The sequence below is a fragment of the Thiomicrorhabdus sp. zzn3 genome (assembly GCF_029767755.1).
GTDB lineage: Bacteria > Pseudomonadota > Gammaproteobacteria > Thiomicrospirales > Thiomicrospiraceae > Thiomicrorhabdus.
The window spans coordinates 412254-431765 of record NZ_JARUQS010000001.1 but is presented as its reverse complement, the minus strand read 5'-3'; the positions used below and the strand labels follow the sequence as shown (position 1 = coordinate 431765).

The 19512-nt window shown below is 49.1% G+C and carries 18 protein-coding genes; 7 read left to right on the top strand and 11 right to left on the bottom strand.

The window, feature by feature from the left end; all coding sequences use genetic code 11:
* Positions 1-6 precede the first annotated feature (6 nt).
* On the top strand, positions 7-1251 hold the full coding sequence (locus QCB44_RS01925; RefSeq protein WP_279407643.1) for an ammonium transporter: 1245 nt from the start codon (positions 7-9) through the stop codon (positions 1249-1251).
* 83 nt (positions 1252-1334) lie between these two features.
* Here the strand turns inward: QCB44_RS01925 and QCB44_RS01920 are convergent, their stop codons facing one another.
* Positions 1335-1760: a hypothetical protein gene (locus tag QCB44_RS01920; RefSeq protein WP_279407642.1), complete on the bottom strand. Its 426-nt coding sequence runs from the start codon at positions 1758-1760 to the stop codon at positions 1335-1337.
* A 74-nt stretch (positions 1761-1834) separates the two neighbouring features.
* Between QCB44_RS01920 and QCB44_RS01915 the strand changes: the two genes are divergently transcribed.
* From QCB44_RS01915 to QCB44_RS01905, 3 genes are all read left to right on the top strand, one after another.
* Positions 1835-2623 carry a flagellin gene (locus QCB44_RS01915; protein WP_279407641.1) on the top strand — a complete coding sequence of 263 codons (789 nt, stop codon included), beginning with the start codon at positions 1835-1837 and terminating at the stop codon, positions 2621-2623.
* Positions 2624-2796: 173 nt separating this feature from the next.
* The gene (locus tag QCB44_RS01910; protein ID WP_279407640.1) at positions 2797-5568 is read left to right on the top strand and encodes a valine--tRNA ligase; all 2772 of its coding nucleotides are present in this window, start codon (positions 2797-2799) and stop codon (positions 5566-5568) included.
* A complete protein-coding gene (locus QCB44_RS01905; protein ID WP_279407639.1) occupies positions 5546-6250 on the top strand; it encodes a TIGR04211 family SH3 domain-containing protein in 705 nt (234 codons plus the stop codon). The genes QCB44_RS01910 and QCB44_RS01905 overlap by 23 nt, the downstream gene beginning before the upstream one ends.
* Before the next feature lie 89 nt (positions 6251-6339).
* On the opposite strand, the gene QCB44_RS01900 is transcribed toward QCB44_RS01905, so the two are convergent.
* The 7 genes from QCB44_RS01900 to ffh all read right to left on the bottom strand — a co-directional run bounded on the left by QCB44_RS01900 (position 6340) and on the right by ffh (position 11800).
* Complete coding sequence (locus QCB44_RS01900) at positions 6340-7056, bottom strand: DsbC family protein (RefSeq protein ID WP_279407638.1); 717 nt, start codon at positions 7054-7056, stop codon at positions 6340-6342.
* A 117-nt stretch (positions 7057-7173) separates the two neighbouring features.
* A complete protein-coding gene (xerD, locus tag QCB44_RS01895) occupies positions 7174-8088 on the bottom strand; it encodes a site-specific tyrosine recombinase XerD (RefSeq protein WP_279407637.1) in 915 nt (304 codons plus the stop codon).
* A 128-nt stretch (positions 8089-8216) separates the two neighbouring features.
* Complete coding sequence (rplS, locus tag QCB44_RS01890) at positions 8217-8561, bottom strand: 50S ribosomal protein L19 (protein ID WP_279407636.1); 345 nt, start codon at positions 8559-8561, stop codon at positions 8217-8219.
* Positions 8562-8711: 150 nt separating this feature from the next.
* A complete protein-coding gene (trmD, locus tag QCB44_RS01885; RefSeq protein ID WP_279407635.1) occupies positions 8712-9404 on the bottom strand; it encodes a tRNA (guanosine(37)-N1)-methyltransferase TrmD in 693 nt (230 codons plus the stop codon).
* On the bottom strand, positions 9401-9925 hold the full coding sequence (rimM, locus tag QCB44_RS01880) for a ribosome maturation factor RimM (protein ID WP_279407634.1): 525 nt from the start codon (positions 9923-9925) through the stop codon (positions 9401-9403). Before rimM ends, trmD begins: the two co-directional genes overlap by 4 nt.
* A gap of 36 nt (positions 9926-9961) precedes the next feature.
* Complete coding sequence (gene rpsP, locus QCB44_RS01875) at positions 9962-10198, bottom strand: 30S ribosomal protein S16 (RefSeq protein WP_279407633.1); 237 nt, start codon at positions 10196-10198, stop codon at positions 9962-9964.
* 216 nt (positions 10199-10414) lie between these two features.
* Entirely contained in the window at positions 10415-11800 is a 1386-nt protein-coding gene (ffh, locus tag QCB44_RS01870; RefSeq protein WP_279407632.1) for a signal recognition particle protein, read from the bottom strand.
* 253 nt (positions 11801-12053) lie between these two features.
* Between ffh and ccsA the strand changes: the two genes are divergently transcribed.
* From ccsA to QCB44_RS01855, 3 genes are all read left to right on the top strand, one after another.
* Positions 12054-12839, top strand: coding sequence for a cytochrome c biogenesis protein CcsA (gene ccsA, locus QCB44_RS01865; RefSeq protein WP_279407631.1), 786 nt, complete (start codon positions 12054-12056; stop codon positions 12837-12839).
* 137 nt (positions 12840-12976) lie between these two features.
* Positions 12977-14239 (top strand): HlyC/CorC family transporter, encoded by a 1263-nt coding sequence (locus QCB44_RS01860; RefSeq protein WP_279407630.1) that lies wholly within the window; start codon positions 12977-12979, stop codon positions 14237-14239.
* A 17-nt stretch (positions 14240-14256) separates the two neighbouring features.
* The gene (locus QCB44_RS01855; protein WP_279407629.1) at positions 14257-15069 is read left to right on the top strand and encodes an inositol monophosphatase; all 813 of its coding nucleotides are present in this window, start codon (positions 14257-14259) and stop codon (positions 15067-15069) included.
* Positions 15070-15167: 98 nt separating this feature from the next.
* On the opposite strand, the gene QCB44_RS01850 is transcribed toward QCB44_RS01855, so the two are convergent.
* The 3 genes from QCB44_RS01850 to QCB44_RS01840 all read right to left on the bottom strand — a co-directional run bounded on the left by QCB44_RS01850 (position 15168) and on the right by QCB44_RS01840 (position 19417).
* A complete protein-coding gene (locus QCB44_RS01850; protein WP_279407628.1) occupies positions 15168-16373 on the bottom strand; it encodes an outer membrane protein transport protein in 1206 nt (401 codons plus the stop codon).
* 116 nt (positions 16374-16489) lie between these two features.
* Positions 16490-17854 (bottom strand): DNA repair protein RadA, encoded by a 1365-nt coding sequence (gene radA / locus QCB44_RS01845; RefSeq protein ID WP_279407627.1) that lies wholly within the window; start codon positions 17852-17854, stop codon positions 16490-16492.
* Positions 17855-17926: 72 nt separating this feature from the next.
* Entirely contained in the window at positions 17927-19417 is a 1491-nt protein-coding gene (locus QCB44_RS01840; protein ID WP_279407626.1) for an FMN-binding glutamate synthase family protein, read from the bottom strand.
* Between the last annotated feature and the right edge of the window lie 95 nt (positions 19418-19512).

Here is a 19512-nt window from a genome sequence, read left to right as displayed (position 1 = left end):
GGAATTATGGAACAAATAACACATTTGAGTTACGCCCTAGACACCTTTTACTTCCTAATGTCAGGGGCCCTGGTCATGTGGATGGCCGCTGGTTTTGCCATGCTGGAAGCGGGTCTAGTCCGTACAAAAAACACGACCGAAATCTTAGCTAAGAACGTCGGTCTATTCGCAATTGCCTGTATTATGTATATGCTGGTTGGTTATAACATCATGTACGGCGACAGCATTAACAGCTACATTCCTGGCATCAGCTTCTTGCTAGGTGGTGACAACGCAACGGCTGACGTTCTTGCCAGCAACGGTGACACCTACTACTCAGCGATGTCTGACTTCTTCTTCCAAGTGGTCTTCGTCGCGACAGCCATGTCAGTAGTTTCCGGTGCGGTGGCTGAACGCATGAAACTGATGTCATTCTTCGTCTTTGCGATCGTGATGACTGGTTTCATCTACCCTGTAGAAGGTTTCTGGAAATGGGGTGGTGGCTTCCTTGACGAGCTTGGCTTCCTAGACTTCGCCGGTTCAGGTATCGTTCATATGACTGGTGCGGCGGCTGCTTTGGCGGGTGTATTGGTACTCGGTGCTCGTAAAGGTAAATACGGACCTAACGGTGAAGTTCGCGCGATTCCAGGTGCCAACCTACCTCTAGCTGCTCTAGGTACCTTCATCCTATGGCTCGGCTGGTTCGGTTTTAACGGTGGTTCTGAACTTAAAATCTCTAACATCGAAGAAGCGAACGCAGTAGCAATGATCTTCGTTAACACCAATATGGCTGCGGCTGGTGGTGTGATCGGTGCGATCATCATCTCTAAGATCTTGTTCAAAAAAGTGGATCTAACCATGGCGCTGAACGGTGCTTTGGCTGGTCTGGTTTCCATCACCGCTGAACCATTAACTCCAACGCCTCTAGCGGCAACGATTATCGGACTTATTGGCGGTATGATCGTCGTGTTCGCTATCCTAATGATGGATAAAAACTTCAAAATTGACGATCCTGTCGGTGCGATCTCTGTACACGGTATCGTAGGTATCTGGGGTCTAATCGCAGTGACGTTCACTAATGCTGATGCATCAATCGGTGCCCAGTTAATCGGTACGGCAGTGATCTTTGCTTGGGTATTCGTCGCCAGCTTCATTACTTGGAGCATCATTAAAGCCGTAATGGGCGTGCGTGTTACCGAAGAGCAAGAGTACGAAGGTGTAGACCAATCTGAATGCGGAATGGAAGCCTACCCTGAGTTTGCAAACAAATAACCCCCCCCCTAGTCTTAAATTACACCCTGTAATTTAATACACGGCCCCGGTTCCCGGGGCTTTTTTATATCTTATATCCGGTTTTATAAATTGCGAATTTTATACAGCCAACTTAACAGGCGCATTTTCAGACTCGGCTTCACTTCTATAGGGTGATCAAACTTCAGCAACACCGGCGTTTCCAACGGATTGTTCAGAGGATGATCCTGCCAATGCATCAGGACGTCATAATCCATCCCTGAGTCCAGCGCGATCAACTGCCACGGTAAAACTCGACCATCTTCGGAATAGGGTCCGGAAGCACCGAATTTCAATGCGATTTTTTCACCTAAAATAACCGTCTTGGTTTTACCAGACTCCATCCAAATGCGAATCACCTCGCCTTCCTGCAACAAAGTTCCATAAGGCAAAAACTGGTAAACCGCATTTAAATTCGTCACCGGGTTATCCACCAAAGGAGGACCTTCGGGAAACTCAAACTGACAATAACCTCCTGAACAACAAGACATTTTTCTTTCCTTTAGCGCCTGAAAAGCGTAAAATTTGAAATTAGGAAAATTATTTTAAGTTGTGGAGTTGGATCATGGCAATCGAATCTTTTGGCCCTATCCCTTCAAGCAGTTACGCTTCAAGCTTGTCGGCAACAAGCAGTATGGCTTCCGGTTCTCGCATCAACCAATCTGCAGATGACCCAGCGGGGCAAGCCGTCGTCGCCACCATGACGACCCAGGTTAATGAACAGGATATGGCGACACGCAACGCCAATGACGGCATTTCGCTTCTACAAACGGCAGATGCAGGCAGCGGAGCCATTACCCAAAGCCTTCAACGCATGAACGAACTTGCTGTGCAGGCACAAAACGGCGTGTTGAGCGCTTCACAGCGTGAGATGCTCAACATGGAATTCCAACAAAACCTGGAAACCATTAATGGCATTGCCAACAACACGAGTTTTAACGGCATCAACCTCCTGAATGCGGATACAGCCTCTGTTGACATCGCCTTAGGTGACTCATCCAGCACTTTAAACCTGCCAAACATGACAACAGACGGCTTAGGCTTGACTGGCCTTTCCATCTCCGATCCGGCCAGTGCGTCATTGGCTATGGAAAGCCTTAATTTAGCAGGCGAACAACTTATGACACAGCGTAGCCAATTTGGCGCGCAACAAAATGGGCTCACCTCAGCCATTGACAACCTAAGCTCACAAAACCTCAACACCATGGCCGCTCGCAGTCAAATCAGCGATGCCGACATGGCGCGCGCCATGACTGAACTGGTTCGCCAGAACATTCTAAATGAGAGTTCCGCGGCCATGCAGGCGCAAAACAACCAGTCGCGCGGCACCTTATTACAACTTCTGGGAAGCTAATTTTCTACTCCATGGATAATTAGCCAGAATTTCTTCCTCCTAGAAGCATTCCATCGGCCAGAAATGGCCGATTTTTTTATCTTTTTTCTATTTTTTCTGCACAACGGGCAAACACGCCGAACGCCTCTTTGCTATAATTTTGGGCTTATTACTATTTCAGAATCAAGAGAGTCATGGATAAGCATTTCGACCCCAATACAATTGAAACAAAGTGGTATCAAACCTGGGAAAACAAAGGTTACTTCAAGCCTAAATACGACCAATCCTCCCCCTACTCCATTATGATTCCTCCGCCGAATGTCACCGGCAGTCTGCATATGGGGCACGCTTTCCAAGACACCATCATGGACACCTTGATTCGTTACCACCGCATGAAAGGCAATGACACCTTGTGGCAACCTGGAACGGATCATGCCGGTATTGCTACTCAGATGGTGGTAGAACGCCAACTAGCCGCGAAAGGTTTGAGTCGCCACGACTTGGGACGTGACGCCTTTATCGAAAAAATTTGGGAGTGGAAAGCCGAGTCCGGCGGAACCATCACCAAGCAATTGCGTCGTCTAGGCGCCTCTCCAGACTGGTCCCGTGAACGCTTCACCATGGATGAAGGGTTATCCAATGCGGTCAAAGAGGTGTTTGTTCAACTTTACGATGAAGGCCTGATCTACCGCGGCAAGCGCCTGGTTAACTGGGATCCGGTGCTTCATACGGCCGTCTCGGATTTGGAAGTGATTTCAGAAGAGGAACAAGGCAACCTTTGGCACATGCGTTACCCTCTGAGCGACGGTTCAGGCCACCTAGTGGTGGCGACAACGCGTCCTGAAACCATGCTTGGCGACCAGGCCGTAGCCGTCCATCCGGAAGACGAGCGCTACCAACACCTGATTGGCAAAACCATTACCCTGCCACTGGTTGGCCGTGACATTCCAATCATCGCCGACGACTACGTCGACAAGGACTTCGGAACCGGCTGCGTCAAGATCACGCCGGCGCACGACTTCAACGACTACGAAATGGGCAAACGTCATGATCTGCCGACGCTGAATATCTTCACGGTCGATGCAACGATCAATGAGGAAGCCCCGGAGAAATACCAGGGATTGGATCGCTATGAAGCTCGTAAGCAAATTGTAGCCGATCTTGAAGCTTTAGGCCTGATGGAAGCGATTAAACCCCATACACTAATGGTACCTCGCGGAGACCGCTCACATGCCGTCATTGAACCTCTTTTGACCGACCAATGGTATGTCGCAGTGGAATCACTCGCTAAACCGGCGATTGATGCGGTTAAAAACGGGGATATCGAATTTGTGCCTAAAAACTGGGAAAACACCTACTTCGAATGGATGAACAACATCCAAGACTGGTGTATTTCCCGTCAAATTTGGTGGGGGCATCGTATTCCGGCTTGGTACGACAACCAAGGCAATGTTTACGTTGGGCGTTCCGAACAGGAAGTGCGTGAGAAACACAACTTGGCTGCCGACATTGCTCTAAGCCAGGATGATGACGTACTGGATACCTGGTTCAGCTCGGCACTTTGGACTTTCTCGACGCTTGGTTGGCCGGAAAAAACTCCGGAACTGGAAAAATTCCACCCATCTTCTGTTCTGGTCACCGGGTTTGACATCATCTTCTTCTGGGTCGCGCGTATGATCATGATGACCCTAAAATTTACCGGAGAAGTGCCTTTTAAACAGGTTTACGTTCACGGTTTGGTGCGCGACGGTGAAGGCCAAAAAATGTCCAAATCCAAAGGGAATGTTCTGGATCCGATCGACCTGATTGACGGTATCGACCTGGAAAGCTTGGTCTCCAAACGCACCTACGGCATGATGCAGCCGGAGAAAGCCGCCAAAATCGAAAAAGCCACCCGCAAGCAGTTTGCCGACGGTATCCCAGCCTACGGAACGGATGCCTTGCGCTTTACGTTCGCTTCTCTCGCCTCGACTGGACGCGACATTCGCTTTGATCTAAACCGGGCCGAAGGTTACCGCAATTTCTGCAACAAACTGTGGAATGCGACGCGTTATGTGTTGATGAATACCGAGGGCTACGACACCGGTGTTGATGAGGGCCAGGCGATTGAACTGTCTCTGGCTGACCGCTGGATTATCTCCCGCCTGCAGGAAGTGGAAGCCGAAGTCAGCAAACATTTTGAAAGCTACCGTTTTGACCTGGCGTCCACCGCGCTTTATGAGTTCACTTGGAACGAATATTGCGACTGGTATCTGGAACTGTCTAAACCAATTTTAAATAGCGACACCAGCTCGGATGCAGCCAAACGCGGAACCCGTCAAACCCTGGTACGCGTACTGGAAGCGTTACTGCGTCTACTGCACCCGATCATTCCGTTCATTACCGAAGAAGCGTGGCAGGCCGTGGCACCGCTGGCAGGCAAAGATGGCGAAACCATTATGTTGCAGGCTTACCCACAAACAGATGAGAGCCGTATTGACCGTGAAGCCATGGCCGAACTGGAATGGGTGAAACAGTTTATCATCGGCGTGCGTAAGATTCGTTCAGAAATGGACATTGCACCGAGCAAAGCCTTGCCGGTGTTGCTGGCAAGTCTGAATGAAAAAGATCAGGCCTGGTTAGAAAACAATCGCTTGTTCCTGCAAACCCTGGCCAAACTGGAGAGCATCACCGTTCTCGATGACGAGTCAGCCGCGCCCGAATCAGCGGTCAGCCTGGTCGGCGAAATGAAAGTTTTGATTCCAATGGCGGGATTGATTGATAAAGAGGCCGAACTCAATCGACTGGATAAAGAGATCGGCAAACTGGAAGGCGAAATAAAACGTTTAAGCGGCAAACTCAGTAATGAAGGTTTCGTCGCCAAAGCCCCTGAAGCCGTGGTTGCCAAAGAGCGTCAGAAACTCGGCGATTACGAAACCGCGTTGAGAAACCTAAGGGAACAACATGAAAAAATTCAGCAGCTTTAAGTCTATTCTACCTGTATGCTTAGCCTCACTTGTGCTGAGCAGCGGCTTCTCTTCTGCTAGCTACGCGGCAGAAACCAGCGGCAGCACCACGCGTTATATAACGGACTCCATTGAAGTCCCTATGCGCAGCGGCCCTTCTTACAAGCACCGCATCAAACGCATGATTACCTCGGGTCAATCAGTGCAGTTGCTGGAAGTGAACCCGGAAGGTTGGGCGCGCATCGAATACAAGGGTTCCGATGGCTGGATGCCCGCAATCATGCTGGAAAACCAACCGGTGGCACGCGTTCGCCTGGCCGCTCAGATTGAAAAAACCAGTGCGGTAGAAACCAAATACAATGAACTCAAACAAGAGCTAGATACACTGCAAACTCGCTTTGACGGCATCAGCAGCGAGCTCAAAACCGTTAAGCAGGAAAAGTTTGAGCTTAACCAAAAGTTCAACCACCTGAAAGAGGTTTCCAGCAACGCGGTACAACTGGACGAGCAAAATCAGGAAATGAAAGCCCGCCTTTCACGACTCGAAGACGAAAATGCCATTATGCGTGAACAGATTGATCAATCGGACGATGCGATTAAACGTCAATGGTTCCTCACTGGCGGCGGAGTCTTGCTCTTAGGATTGTTGCTAGGCCGCTTTTTCAGAGTACCTAAAAAACGCCAGAAATGGGGTGAGTTCTAAGCAACCTTATCCCATTTATCTTGGATACAAAAAAGCCCTCATTATGAGGGCTTTTTTGTACCCGCTGTACCCGCTTATTCAACCTTCCTTTAACGCGATAACATCTGAATCAGCTCTTTTGCCGGAACATAGCCGGGAATCACATGGCCATTATCCAAAATGATATTTGGTGTCCCATTGACCCCAAAAAACTGAGCCTGCTGCATATGCTCAGCAACTGGATTATCGCACTGCTTCTTAGGCACGGCCTTACCGCTCATGGCCTCGTCCATCGCCTTGGCCGGATCATCGCTACACCACACAGAAACCGCCTTGAAATAAGAGGGAGATCTCATACCCGCACGCGGATATGAGAGGTAACGAACCGTTACTCCTGCCTCATTGAGTGCCGGAATCTCTTTATGTAATTTATGGCAATAAGGGCAATCAATGTCGGAAAATACGGTCACTGTATGCTTTTCAGTCCCTTTGGCTTTATACTCGATCATCGTCTCTACCGGCACTTTTGCTAAAGCCGCTTTACGCGCATTGGCCTTGGCCATATCGGTCAGGTTTTCTCGGGTTTCCAGATTGATCAGGCTGCCGTTAAAAGCGTATTTGCCGTCTGCGGTCATATAGACAACCATGGGCCCGACCATCACCTGATAAAGCCCGGGGACGACACTCTGTTCAATGACCGCTTCTGGCGCATCCGGGATAATTTTCTTCAACTGAGCTTGAATGGCCTGCTTGTCATCCGCTATGGCCATACTGCTTAACGTCACTAAGGACAGGGATAAAATCCCTTTTTTCATATACGAAATCATCTTATTCTCTTTTCATCCAAAACGAAGTCTCGGCACTATACCACACCCAACAGTGATCCCCAACCGTAATAAAATTAAGGAATTATTGAGGTAATCATGGCCTTATTCTGTGCAGGTCTACCCTCTGGGGTGGTGTTGCTGATGAATTTGATGAAGACGTTCTTTGGCGACATGGGTATAGATTTGTGTGGTTGACAGATCGCTGTGCCCGAGCAGCAACTGCACTGTTCGCAGATCGGCGCCATGATTAATCAGATGGGTCGCAAAGGCGTGACGCAGCCCATGTGGCGAAAGGCTGCCTTTTATCCCCGCCTGCCAGGCCAGATTTTTAATCCGGTGCCATAAAGTCTGCCGAGTCATCGGGCGTCCAAGACGAGACACAAACAAGGTTTCTACCCACTTATTTTTAGCCAGTTGAGGTCTGGCCTGCTGTAAATAACGCTCCACCCACTCTATGGCCAATTCGCCAATCGGGACAATCCGTTCTTTATTGCCTTTTCCCGTCACCTGAACCAGGCCTGCCGATAAATTAATCTGTTCAAAGGGCAACTCAACCAGTTCAGACACCCTTAATCCGGAAGCATACATCAACTCCAGTATCGCTCGGTCTCGCACACCTAAAGGCGTACCCAAATCCGGTGCATCCAACAACGCATCTACTTGCTGCTCACTGATGACTTTGGGGATAGCTTTGGGAATTTTAGGGGATTTGAGCAGGCCTGTCGGATCGGCCTCGAAATGATTCTGGCTAACCCCCCACTGGTAAAAACGTTTTAGGGTCGATAACAGACGGGCATTACTTTTTGCCTGACGACCACTCTGCTGAAGATGAAACAGGAAATCCTCAAGCTGTGCTTTATTGGCGTGGACAATATCGCCGGATTGATGCTCACTCCACCAGGCCTGGTAGATTTGCAGATCTTTTCGATAAGCCAAAAGGGTATTACGGCTCAAGCCTTCGGAGATCGACAAATAGTCCAGAAAGGAGATAAACAACGAAGCAAGGGGTTGGGTATATTTGGCATTTCGCATACGTTGAAGTATAGCAAAACCGTTTATTCAGCAGGCTAAACAATCAAGGTTTAAACCCGTAAACAAAAACGCCCTGTAAAAACAGGGCGTTTGAGACATCGAGCATCGATGAAAAAGTACTGTAAAGATTATACTTTTTCTTTGATACGAGCCGCTTTACCGGATAGGTTACGCAGATAGTAAAGCTTAGCACGACGCACGTCACCGCGACGCTTCACTTCAATGCTGTCAACCAATGGGCTGTAAGTTTGGAAAGTACGCTCAACACCCACACCGTGAGAGATCTTACGCACGATGAAGTTAGAGTTGATGCCACGGTTTTTCTTGGCAATCACCACACCTTCATAAGCCTGAAGACGTTCGTTCTTCCCTTCAATAACTTTTACTTTAACAACAACAGTATCACCCGGACCGAATGCTGGGATCTCTTTATTCATCTGTTCTGCTTCAATACGCTTGATGATATCGCTCATCTTTAAGCTCTCCAATTTGTCGCCTGGACCCATTTCTACTGGTTTCCAGACTTGAAAATGCCAAACTGCATTTTCCACTTCGTCCATCCAACATACACCCAAAACTGGCCAGAGGTTGAACCCTAATTGTGATGAAACCAAACAAACGAACTAGTCGTCTTGTTCGGTTTCGAGCAAGTCAGGGCGGCGCTGACGCGTCCGCTCTAACTTTTGCGCCTGTCGCCAGGCTTCAATTTTTGCATGATTGCCTTCCAGCAACACACTTGGAACCGCCATGCCGTCCACCACTTCCGGACGGGTGTAATGCGGGCAATCCAGCAAACCATCCGAAAACGAGTCCTGCTCGGCCGATTGGTTATGCCCCAGTGCGCCGGGAATCAGGCGAATCACGGCGTCCATCAGCATCATTGCCGGCAACTCACCGCCACTGACAACAAAATCACCAATACTGATCTCTTCGTCCACCTCGGAAGTTAGAAGACGTTCATCCACCCCTTCATAACGTCCGCACAACAAAACAATCTGCTCTTTCTGACTAAGAGACTCCACCTTGTTTTGTGTCAACGGCCGCCCTTGCGGTGACAAATACACCACATGCGGCTTTTCCAAAGATTGCTGACGAATTGCATCCAGCGTCTCTTTTAACGGCTGGTACATCATCACCATGCCGGGCCCACCGCCATAAGGGCGGTCGTCGACCGTCTTATGCTTGTCGTGGGTAAACTGACGCGGGTTCCAAGTTTTTAATTCGTATAATCCTGATTGCAGTGCACGACGACTGACTCCTGATTCCGTCAATGCACTGAACATCTCCGGAAATAAGGTAATCACATCAAATCTCACTGGTCTGCTTCCACTTCCCAGTCAACCACAATCACGCGGTTTTTAATATCCACCGAGAGAATGAATTCATCCATCACGAAAGGGATCAATTCACTGTGCGGACCCTCTACACGAAGCACATCGTGTGCACCGGTTTCGACCAGGCCTGTCACTTCTCCCAACAAGGTACCGTCTTCTGTCTTGACCTGACAGCCGATCAAATCAATCCAGTACATCTCCTCTTCAGGATTCACCAATTGAGTACGGTTGATCGCGATCTCGCACCCCATGTATTCACGGGCTTGATCACGATCATCAACACCTTCAAGCAGAGCCACCAAGGCTTTACCGCCTTGCTGAGTCTTGCTATCTACCACCTTAACCAGCTTCCACTCCCCTTTACAGTTCAACCACCAAGGGGAGTAGTTCAGGATATTGGCACGGGGGTCAGTATGGGAAAAAATTTTCACCCAACCCTTAACGCCAAAAACGCCACTGATCTGTCCTACAATGATTTTTTCATCAACCGAAGGTTCAGACATGTGTGGCGCTTCCAATTAAGGTCGAGTTAAAAACGATTATGCGCTTTTAATAACACTTTTTACGCGCGGGCTTAGTTGCGCGCCTTGCGCCACCCAGTGATCAATACGCGCCTGATCCAAACGGATTTTTTCTTCGTTTCCGCTGGCGATCGGGTTATAAAAACCAACTTGCTCGATAAAACGGCCAGTCGGGCTATTACGCTGATCAGCTACTACGATTTTATAAAAAGGACGCTTTTTAGAACCACCACGGGCCAAACGGATAACTACCATTTTTTTCTCCAAAATTTAAATCAGGCGATGAAGAGAAATCTCTCCAACAAATTCTTCTAGCTCAACTTCCCACTACTGAGGGAAAAGCGGAATTATACAGATAAAAAATTGATTTTTCAAACAGTTAGTTGACAAATAATCAATCAAACAAAAAACCGCTTTTCGACGTAATGCGATCAGCGGCCTGCAACTCTAAATACTTATTAAAACAGCGGGTTAGCGCATCCCTGGGGGCAATCCCCCCATACCTCCTAAACCGGGAGGCAGCTTGCCACCCAAACCACGCATCATATTTTTCATACCGCCTTTGGAGACTTTTTTCATCATCTTCTGCATCTGCGTAAACTGTTTTAGCAGTTTGTTTACATCCTGAACTGAAGTTCCAGACCCCATCGCGATTCGGCGCTTGCGTGACCCTTTGATCACGGCTGGAAAGGCCCGTTCCTGCTTAGTCATCGAGTGAATAATCGCTTCCAAACGACGAAACTCTTTTTCCGCCTGCTCACTATCTACCTGGCCTTTCAACTGCCCCATGCCGGGCAATTTACCCAATAGACCGCCAACACCGCCCATACGTTGAATCTGCTGCAGCTGCTCCAGAAAGTCTTCCAGATCGAATTCGCCCGATTTCTGAATCTTTTTCGCAAACTTCTCTGCTTTTTTGCGGTCGATTTTCGCCTCAGCCTCGTCAATCAGGCTTAGCACATCCCCCATGCCGAGAATGCGGCCAGCCATTCGGTCAGGGTGAAAGGTTTCTAACGCATCGGTTTTCTCTCCGGCCCCGATAAACTTGATCGGCTTGCCGGTAATTTCACGAATCGACAAGGCCGCGCCACCGCGTGCGTCCCCGTCCGTCTTAGTCAGAATCACACCGGTCAAAGGCAGGGCGTCGTTAAACGCCTTAGCCGTATTCGCGGCATCCTGACCGGTCATCGAATCCACCACAAACAGGGTTTCAGACGGCTTGACGTGTTCATGCAGATGTTTAATCTCCTGCATCATTTCATCGTCAATGTGCAAACGACCCGCCGTATCCAGTATCAAGACATCAACAAACTGCTTGCGTGCCTCGGCATGCGCATTACGCGCGATCTCGACAGGATCTTGATCTGCGGAAGAGGGATAAAAAATGACGTCAACCTGTTGCGCCAAGGTTTCCAACTGCTTAATCGCCGCTGGACGATAGACGTCGGCCGACACCACCATCACCTTTTTCTTCTCACGCTCTTTTAGCCATTTGGCCAGTTTTGCGACCGACGTGGTTTTACCCGCACCTTGCAAACCGGCAACCATAATTACGGCCGGCGGTTCAACATTGAAATTCAGCGGCGCAGCTTCCTGCCCCATGACTTCGGTCAGTTGTTCGCGTACGATCTTAATAAAGGCCTGCCCCGGATTCAGGCTCGTCGACACCTCCTGCCCAACTGCACGCTCTTGCACTTTAGCAATGAAACTCTTGACCACAGGCAGCGCCACATCTGCTTCCAACAACGCTCGACGCACATCGCGCAAAGCATCCTTAATATTACTTTCGGTTAGGCGGCCTTGCCCTTTGAGGGTTTTAAACGTTTTCGTTAAACGTTCTGACAGATTGTCAAACATGAAGACTCTCCTAGCGCGCTTTCTTGCTATTTCCACGGGCAAGAAACGCTCTTCTATTCAAAGATTAATTCCGCTATTATAACGGAATATCAGGTTTAATAGTTGCGATCTCTTTTCCCGTAAAGAAAGAAACAACGGCTGTTTAAGCGCCTGATAAACACTCTATGCTGTGCAATCCTGTTTTGATCTTTTAGCGGATTGGCAGAAAAACCGGATTCAGAAATCCATTCACAAAACTAAGGTTGTAAGATTTATGATAACAAGTGGCTTCAGCGCACTTTTTGCGAGCTTGCTCTACCTGTATGCCAGCTTCCTGCTGTGGCACAAAATACAGACTCAAAAGCCACTCAGAAATCGCATCCTCGGCATTGCCGTGATCGCCATTGCCCTTCACGCCATTTCCTTAAACGCCACATTGGCTGGTGAAAATGAAATTCTGTTTGGCTTCGGTAACGGCCTTTCGCTGATCGCCTGGTTAGCCAGTTCTATTTTACTGATCACCAACTTCAATAAAGAGACCGACACCTTAGGAATTTTTATCTTCCCGCTGGCAGCCCTGACCACTCTATTGCCATTTGGCCTGACGGATACCCATCCACTGCCTTATGAACTCGGTTCGCATGTTCTGATTTCCATCTCTGCATACAGCATCATGGGCTTAGCCACCGCTCAAGCGATACTTTATAGTATTCAGGAAAGACGTTTCCGCAAAAAACAGCTTTCTACTCTGCTCCGTGCCTTGCCGCCTTTGCAGATTATGGAAAAAACCCTCATTCAGTTAATTGTCATTGGATTTGTTTTCCTAAGCTTCGCTCTGCTAAGCGGGGTGTTCTTTATTGAAAACCTGTTTGCACAACATCTGGTACACAAAACCTTCTTTGCCATTCTGGCATGGTCGATCTATGCGATCTTTCTTCTGGGGCATTTCCAACGAGGTTGGCGCGGGCAGAAAGCCGCCAAGTACAGCATCTGGGCCTACGGCTTTTTGATTTTGAGTTACATCGGCACTGAACTGGTCTTTTTTTTCATGCAGTCATAACTAAAACCCATGTAAAAATAATCAGTTAACCCCCTAAACCCTTCCAAAAAATTCAGGATTAAATGTAGTTTAAGACTTTTTAATCCTGCCATTAACCGTTATAATTTCACTCCAATCCACAACCTAATTACACCCCTTTGAACTCATTAGATCTTCCAATACTGTTTGGCATTTTATTGCTACTCATTATTTTATCCGCCATTTTTTCAAGCTCAGAAACCGGCATGATGGCGCTCAACAAATACCGCTTGAAACACCATGCCAAATCCGGAAATAAAGCGGCCATTAAAGCGCAAAAACTCCTGCGAACGCCCGACCGTCTGCTCGGCGTAATCCTGCTTGGAAACAATTTCGTTAATATTTTCGCCTCCTCGATCGCCACCATTATCGCGATGCAACTGCTTGGTGAAGCCGGCATTGCACTGGCTGCGGGGCTTTTGACCCTAGTGGTTTTGATTTTTGCCGAAGTGGCGCCTAAAACACTGGCGGCGATGTATCCGGAAAAAATCGCCTACCCGGCCGCCTATTTTCTGGAGCCGTTGCTCAAGCTGCTCTATCCGATCGTCTGGTTTGTCAACTTCTTTGCTAACGGTTTCCTAAAGCTGTTTGGGGCCAGATTGCACCAGGAGGAATCCTACGCCTTAAGCCAGGAGGAACTGCACACATTAATTGATGAGGCGACGGGACAACTGCCGTCTCATTATCGCTCGATGCTCACCAGCATTTTACAGTTGGAAAGCGTTACCGTGGAAGACGTCATGATCCCGAAGCAGGAAGTTTACGGCGTCAACATCGATCAGCCGATCGAGGCGATCCTAAAGGCGATTCAAAAATCGCCTTATACCCGCATTCCCCTATATCGAGGCACCATCGATGACGACCTGATCGGCATTCTGAATCTACGCAGAGCCCTGCCGACACTGATGCGCAGCAATGTCTCACTGAAAGACTTGGTGAAACTCACCAGGCCTGCATACTACGTGCCGGAAACCACCTCGCTGAACATCCAGTTGGACAAGTTCAACAAAAACAAACGCCGTATGGCGCTGATCGTCGACGAATATGGCGACATCCAGGGACTGCTGACGATGGAAGACCTATTGGAAGAGATCGTCGGTAAACTGTCGACCGACGCCAAGTCCAAGGAACCTCAAGCGGTGGAGATGAATGAAGACGGTTCTTGGACCTTCGATGCTGGTGAATTTATCCGCGAGCTCAACAAACAGTATCAATTCAACTTGCCGACCGACGGCCCGAAAACCCTAAACGGCCTGCTTCAGGAAGAGCTTGAATCTCTGCCCAACATCGGCACCTGCATTCGCATCGACGGCTATGTTCTGGAAGTTCTTGAAACCTCCTCTAACGCCATTGAAAAAGTAAAATTGATTGAACTCACATAAACTGAAACTAACACATCATGACACATCCTTTTATAGACCAGCAAACATGGCAACAACTCAAGCAAGGCATTATCCAGCTGGCGCAGCAAGAGGTATTGAGCCGTTTTGAAAAAGTCTCTGCCGAAACCAAGGACGACGGCTCTTTATTGACGGAAGCCGACACTCAAATGCAAGCTCATACGAAGGCCTTTTTAAAGCAGCATTGGCCGCAATTTGCCTTATTGGGAGAAGAATCCACTCTGGAAGAACAGCAAGCAGCCATGGAAAGCGAACAAGGCTGCTGGATCTTGGACCCGGTTGACGGCACCAGCAACTTCGCTTGCGGCATTCCGTTTTACTCGGTCTCGCTCGCCCTGATGATTAAGGGAGAACTGGTTTTAGGACTGGTTTATGACCCAAGCCGAAATGAAATGTTTGCGGCACGAAAAGGACTCGGAGCCGAATTAAACGATCAAACGCTCATCGCGTCAACCGCTAAAAACGCCCTGAAACAGTGTAGCGGCATAGTTGATTTTAAACGCCTTCAGGCGCCCTTAGCGGCTAATTTGGCCACCCAGCCACCCTACTCTTCCCAACGCAGCTTCGGTTCGGTGGCTTTGGATTGGTGCTGGATTGCCGCCGGGCGCGGACAGATTTACCTGCATGGAGCACAAAACATTTGGGATTACGCCGCCGGTTGGCTTATTTTAGAAGAAGCCGGGGGTAAAAGCGCCACCCTGGATGGGGAATGCGTCGTCGTCACTCAGGTGATCAAGCGATCAGCTCTGGCGGCGACCACGCCGGACTTGTTCACAGCCTGGCAAAACCATCTTCAACACGCCTCCCAATAACAACCATAAACCCAATAAAGCAAAAAACCGAACCGAGCAGGCCTGCTCGGTTCGGTTTTTTTATACTTATATACTTATGATGAAGGGTCTTGACGCGTTTAATAATTCCACACCAGCTGCGCGCTGATAATATCGACTGACGTCTCATACTCTCCAATAAGATAACTGTTCGATGAAGCGTCGAATTTATTGATTTTAGCCTTGTCGGCAAATAGACGGCTATAGCCCGCATCCAGACTCATGGATGGAGAAACCTGGTAATTAAAACCGACCGACAGCCATGTTTTATTGCTGTCAGGCGTACGCGGAGAACGGCTTTCCGCATCGGGAACCGGCGTTTCATCGAACGCAACACCGGTACGCAAACGCCAACGATCACTGTAATCGTAAATCATCCCCACAGAATAACGCATAGAGTCCTTAAAGTTCTGATTGGTTTCACTCAAAGTGTTGCCGGCTGAATCTTCAATGACCAATTCATCATACGCTTTCCAATTCGTCCAGGTCGCATCGGCCAAAATCTGCATTCTATCGCTTACCGAATGAACGAAACTCATGCTCGCTGTTGCCGGCAAGGTTACATCCGACTGAATTTTTTGCGTGCCCAACACGGTCTCTAAATCCCCCTTGGCATTCTGCACCACCTCTGAACGGTAAGCCACGCCCAGTTTGGTCGCCGGCGTCAACTGACTCAACACCCCCACATTAAAACCATAGCCCCAACTATTCGCCTTGATTTGCGCTTCTCCAACCTGGGCCGCTGAAGACATATCCAGATCGACATACTGAGCGTTGATTCCCAAACCGATCGAGGTGGAATCCGATATTTTGCGTGCAACATTGGCGTTCAAGTTCAGCGACTTCAGATCGGTTTTCAGTGCCTGGTATCTTCCCGCCCAATCGTCCTGATACTCAAGCTTCTGTCCGTAGGGCACATTCACACCAAAACCGATCGCATAACCGGCATAATCCCCTTTCCAATACAGGTTCGGAACCAATCCGGTCGTTGCCGGATTATCGTCTCCGGTCAAAGGCACTACGCCGCCTATATTCGAACCATTATTGGTAAATTTATTTTCCGGCAAAATCACATGCAGACCGGCAATCGCCTGATTGCCTTCAATGTCCGTCAAACCTGCGGCATTAAACCACATCACGCTCGCATCTTCAGTATTCGCCGCCGCACCTGCATAGGAAAGCCCTTGCCCACTGGCGCTTTGCTCAATCAGGGCAAAACCGGATGCCATAGCCGCTGGAGACGACATCGCTAAAACTGGAAATACAATGCGTGCAAATGGTTTCATATTCATTCCTCAATTCGATTGTTTAAACTACGCGATTTTATCACGCTTGTTAATTCGCTCGATTGAATTTACCTGCTCAGGAATAAAAGCACTCAATATCCTAGTCAAAACTTGACCTAAAGCGCATCCAGCGCCTGTTGCAGACTTTTTACGCCTGTAATTTCCATTCCGGCCACGCCACCTTTAGGTACATTGGCAAACGGGACGATCGCACGCTTAAACCCATGTTTAGCCGCCTCGATAATTCGCTCCTGGCCGCTAGGGACAGGTCTGATTTCACCGGCCAGGCCTACCTCGCCGAATACGATCAAATCTTGCGGCAGAGGCTGGTTGCGCATACTTGAAAGAATGGCGCACAGCAGTGCCAGGTCGGCACTGGTTTCACTGACCTTGACCCCGCCAACCACATTGACATAGACATCCTGATCCGCCGCCAGTATGCCACCATGACGATGCATCACCGCCAACAGCATGGCGATCCGGTTCTGATCCAGGCCGACCGTGACCCGACGCGGTGATCCGTAGGGCGATTCATCCACCAAAGCCTGAATTTCGACCAATAACGGTCTCGAACCTTCCCACACCACCATAACCACCGAACCCGGTGCCGCTTCTTCTCCGCGCGACAAGAAAATGGCAGAAGGGTTTTTAACCTGCTTCATACCCTTCTCCGTCATCGCAAACACGCCCAATTCATTGACCGCGCCAAAACGGTTTTTAATCGCACGCAAGGTCCGAAAACGACTGTCGGACTGGCCTTCCAGAAACACCACCGTATCCACAATATGCTCCAACACGCGCGGACCGGCTACCTCACCGGATTTGGTGACGTGGCCCACCAAAAAAATCGCCACATCGTTCTGTTTAGCAAAACGGGTCAAGAACGCGGCGGTTTCCCGCACCTGCGACACCCCGCCGGCGGCACTGCCAATGTCTGCCAACTGCATGGTTTGGATCGAATCCACTACCATCACTTTGGGCGCTTCCTTTTGTGCCGCCTGGACAATGGATTCGACATCGGTCTCAGTCAACAAACGCAAATGCTCATCAGGCAACTGCATACGTTTCGCGCGCATCGCCACTTGCTGTAGCGACTCCTCACCCGTAACATACAACGCAGGCATTTGCGTACTGAGCTGACACATCGTCTGCAACAAAATGGAAGATTTTCCGACTCCTGGGTCGCCACCGATTAACACCACGGAACCAGGCACGATCCCGCCGCCGAGTACGCGATCCAATTCGGACATTCCGGAAGCCATCCTCGGCACCTCCGTCAGGCTCACTTCATGGATCGCCTTGACCTGTTGCTCACTCGCACCAGCATAACCGACCGCAGCCGAAGGCGACTTGGCTTTACCGCTTCTAAGCTTAATTTCTTTTAAGGTATTCCAGGCCTTACAGGCCATGCATTGCCCTTGCCACTGACTGTGTTCGGCACCGCAATCGGTACACACATAGGCGCTTTTATTTTTTGCCATTCTCAACCCGTGTTAACTGAGTAAACGTTCATGTAGAAACACGCTATTTTAAACAAATCCGGTGATTTTGAGTTATTGATATGGATACAGTTCTGACAACGGTATCGATCGGCCCGTCTGTTGCACAATCCTGACATGGTCTCGCGTCAGTTCGCGTGGTTGGCTCACGCCGCATGAATGCGCCATAGAGGAGACTTCATGCACCAGGTTTTGATGATACTGGGCTATTCGTTTGAATTTCTTCTCCGGATCCAGCCCCTTCTGCAAGCGCGGGTTGTGCGTGGTGATCCCGGTTGGGCAAGTGTCTTTATGGCACTGCATCGCCTGAATACACCCCAACGAAAACATGAATCCGCGCGCAGAATTAATAAAGTCCGCCCCCATCGCCAACGCCCAGGCCACTTTGGTCGGATTGATCAATTTACCGGAAGCAATCACCTTAACTCTTGGCCTTAAACGATATTTCGTCAAAGTATCGATCACATAAGGCAAGGCTTCGGCGAGAGGTAAGCCCACATCGTCCATCAAGGCAACAGGAGCGGAACCCGTTCCGCCTTCGGCGCCGTCTATAGTAATAAAATCCGGCGCACGCTCAGCCCCTTTATGTTCGATGCTCTGGCAGAGGGATTCGAACCAGCTTGGCAAGCCCATGGCAAATTTAATGCCGACCGGTTTTCCGGTCACATCACGCACCAACTGAATCATCTCCAACAATTTTTCGTTATCTTCAAGTTCCGGATGGCGATTTGGACTAATGGAATCCTTTGCTTCAGCAATCCCTCTGATACTCGCAATCTCGGCGGTGACTTTTTTCGCCGGTAAAATGCCGCCTTTTCCCGGCTTAGCCCCCTGACTCAACTTGATCTCAAACATCTTGATCTGATCATGAGCGGCCCACTCTCTGAGCTTTTCATTGCTCAGATTACCGCTTTTATCACAAAACCCGTATTTAGCCGTTCCAATTTGCGCCACCAAATCAGCGCCCCCTTCAAGGTGATAGGGAGAGATACCGCCTTCACCGGTATTGAGCCAACACCCGGCCAGTTTAGCCCCCTTGCTTAAGGCCAACACAGCGGGCTTGGAAAGCGCCCCATAACTCATAGCGGAAATATTAAAAAAGGACGGCGCTCTATAAGGATATTTGCAGCCTTCGCCAATCACCATAGGCGGCGTCGATACGGTCTCCTTTTCCAACACTGGAAACGCACAGTGGGTAAACAAGATTTTGCCGCTATGATCAAGATTCCGTGTGGAACCGAAGCCTTGCGTGTTTGCCAGGTTTTTTGCTGCTCGATACACCCAGCTGCGTTGTGCACGGTTAAACGGAAATTCTTCTTGATCGGAACTGTAGAGATATTGACGAAAAAACTGTCCAAGATATTCGAGCAGATAGCGAAAGCGTCCAATCAGAGGAAAGTTATGCCGCAGGGCGTGCTCGGTTTGGAAACGATCGATGAAATACAAAATGATCAGGCCTGCCGAAACGATTCCGACAAAGATAATAAAACCAACGGCCATCCAATGCAAAATGACCGATACCCAAGTCGTCATTGATTCTGTCATAACCTATCCGCACCTTTGGGGACCCAATTGTCTAGTTATTTAAACGTACTCTACCAATAAGGGCAAACAAAAAAGCCCGCATAAAGCGGGCTTTT

Excerpts from the sequence above, each read along its gene's own strand:
- QCB44_RS01855 (WP_279407629.1), top strand. The coding sequence starts at position 14,257 with ATGACACATCCTTTTATAGACCAGCAAACATGGCAACAACTCAAGCAA.
- ffh (WP_279407632.1), bottom strand. The coding sequence starts at position 11,800 with ATGTTTGACAATCTGTCAGAACGTTTAACGAAAACGTTTAAAACCCTC.
- rplS (WP_279407636.1), bottom strand. The coding sequence starts at position 8,561 with ATGAGCGATATCATCAAGCGTATTGAAGCAGAACAGATGAATAAAGAG.
- QCB44_RS01920 (WP_279407642.1), bottom strand. The coding sequence starts at position 1,760 with ATGTCTTGTTGTTCAGGAGGTTATTGTCAGTTTGAGTTTCCCGAAGGT.
- rpsP (WP_279407633.1), bottom strand. The coding sequence starts at position 10,198 with ATGGTAGTTATCCGTTTGGCCCGTGGTGGTTCTAAAAAGCGTCCTTTT.
- QCB44_RS01905 (WP_279407639.1), top strand. The coding sequence starts at position 5,546 with ATGAAAAAATTCAGCAGCTTTAAGTCTATTCTACCTGTATGCTTAGCC.
- rimM (WP_279407634.1), bottom strand. The coding sequence starts at position 9,925 with ATGTCTGAACCTTCGGTTGATGAAAAAATCATTGTAGGACAGATCAGT.
- radA (WP_279407627.1), bottom strand. The coding sequence starts at position 17,854 with ATGGCAAAAAATAAAAGCGCCTATGTGTGTACCGATTGCGGTGCCGAA.
- xerD (WP_279407637.1), bottom strand. The coding sequence starts at position 8,088 with ATGCGAAATGCCAAATATACCCAACCCCTTGCTTCGTTGTTTATCTCC.
- QCB44_RS01900 (WP_279407638.1), bottom strand. The coding sequence starts at position 7,056 with ATGATTTCGTATATGAAAAAAGGGATTTTATCCCTGTCCTTAGTGACG.
- QCB44_RS01840 (WP_279407626.1), bottom strand. The coding sequence starts at position 19,417 with ATGACAGAATCAATGACGACTTGGGTATCGGTCATTTTGCATTGGATG.
- QCB44_RS01925 (WP_279407643.1), top strand. The coding sequence starts at position 7 with ATGGAACAAATAACACATTTGAGTTACGCCCTAGACACCTTTTACTTC.
- ccsA (WP_279407631.1), top strand. The coding sequence starts at position 12,054 with ATGATAACAAGTGGCTTCAGCGCACTTTTTGCGAGCTTGCTCTACCTG.
- QCB44_RS01915 (WP_279407641.1), top strand. The coding sequence starts at position 1,835 with ATGGCAATCGAATCTTTTGGCCCTATCCCTTCAAGCAGTTACGCTTCA.
- QCB44_RS01910 (WP_279407640.1), top strand. The coding sequence starts at position 2,797 with ATGGATAAGCATTTCGACCCCAATACAATTGAAACAAAGTGGTATCAA.
- QCB44_RS01850 (WP_279407628.1), bottom strand. The coding sequence starts at position 16,373 with ATGAAACCATTTGCACGCATTGTATTTCCAGTTTTAGCGATGTCGTCT.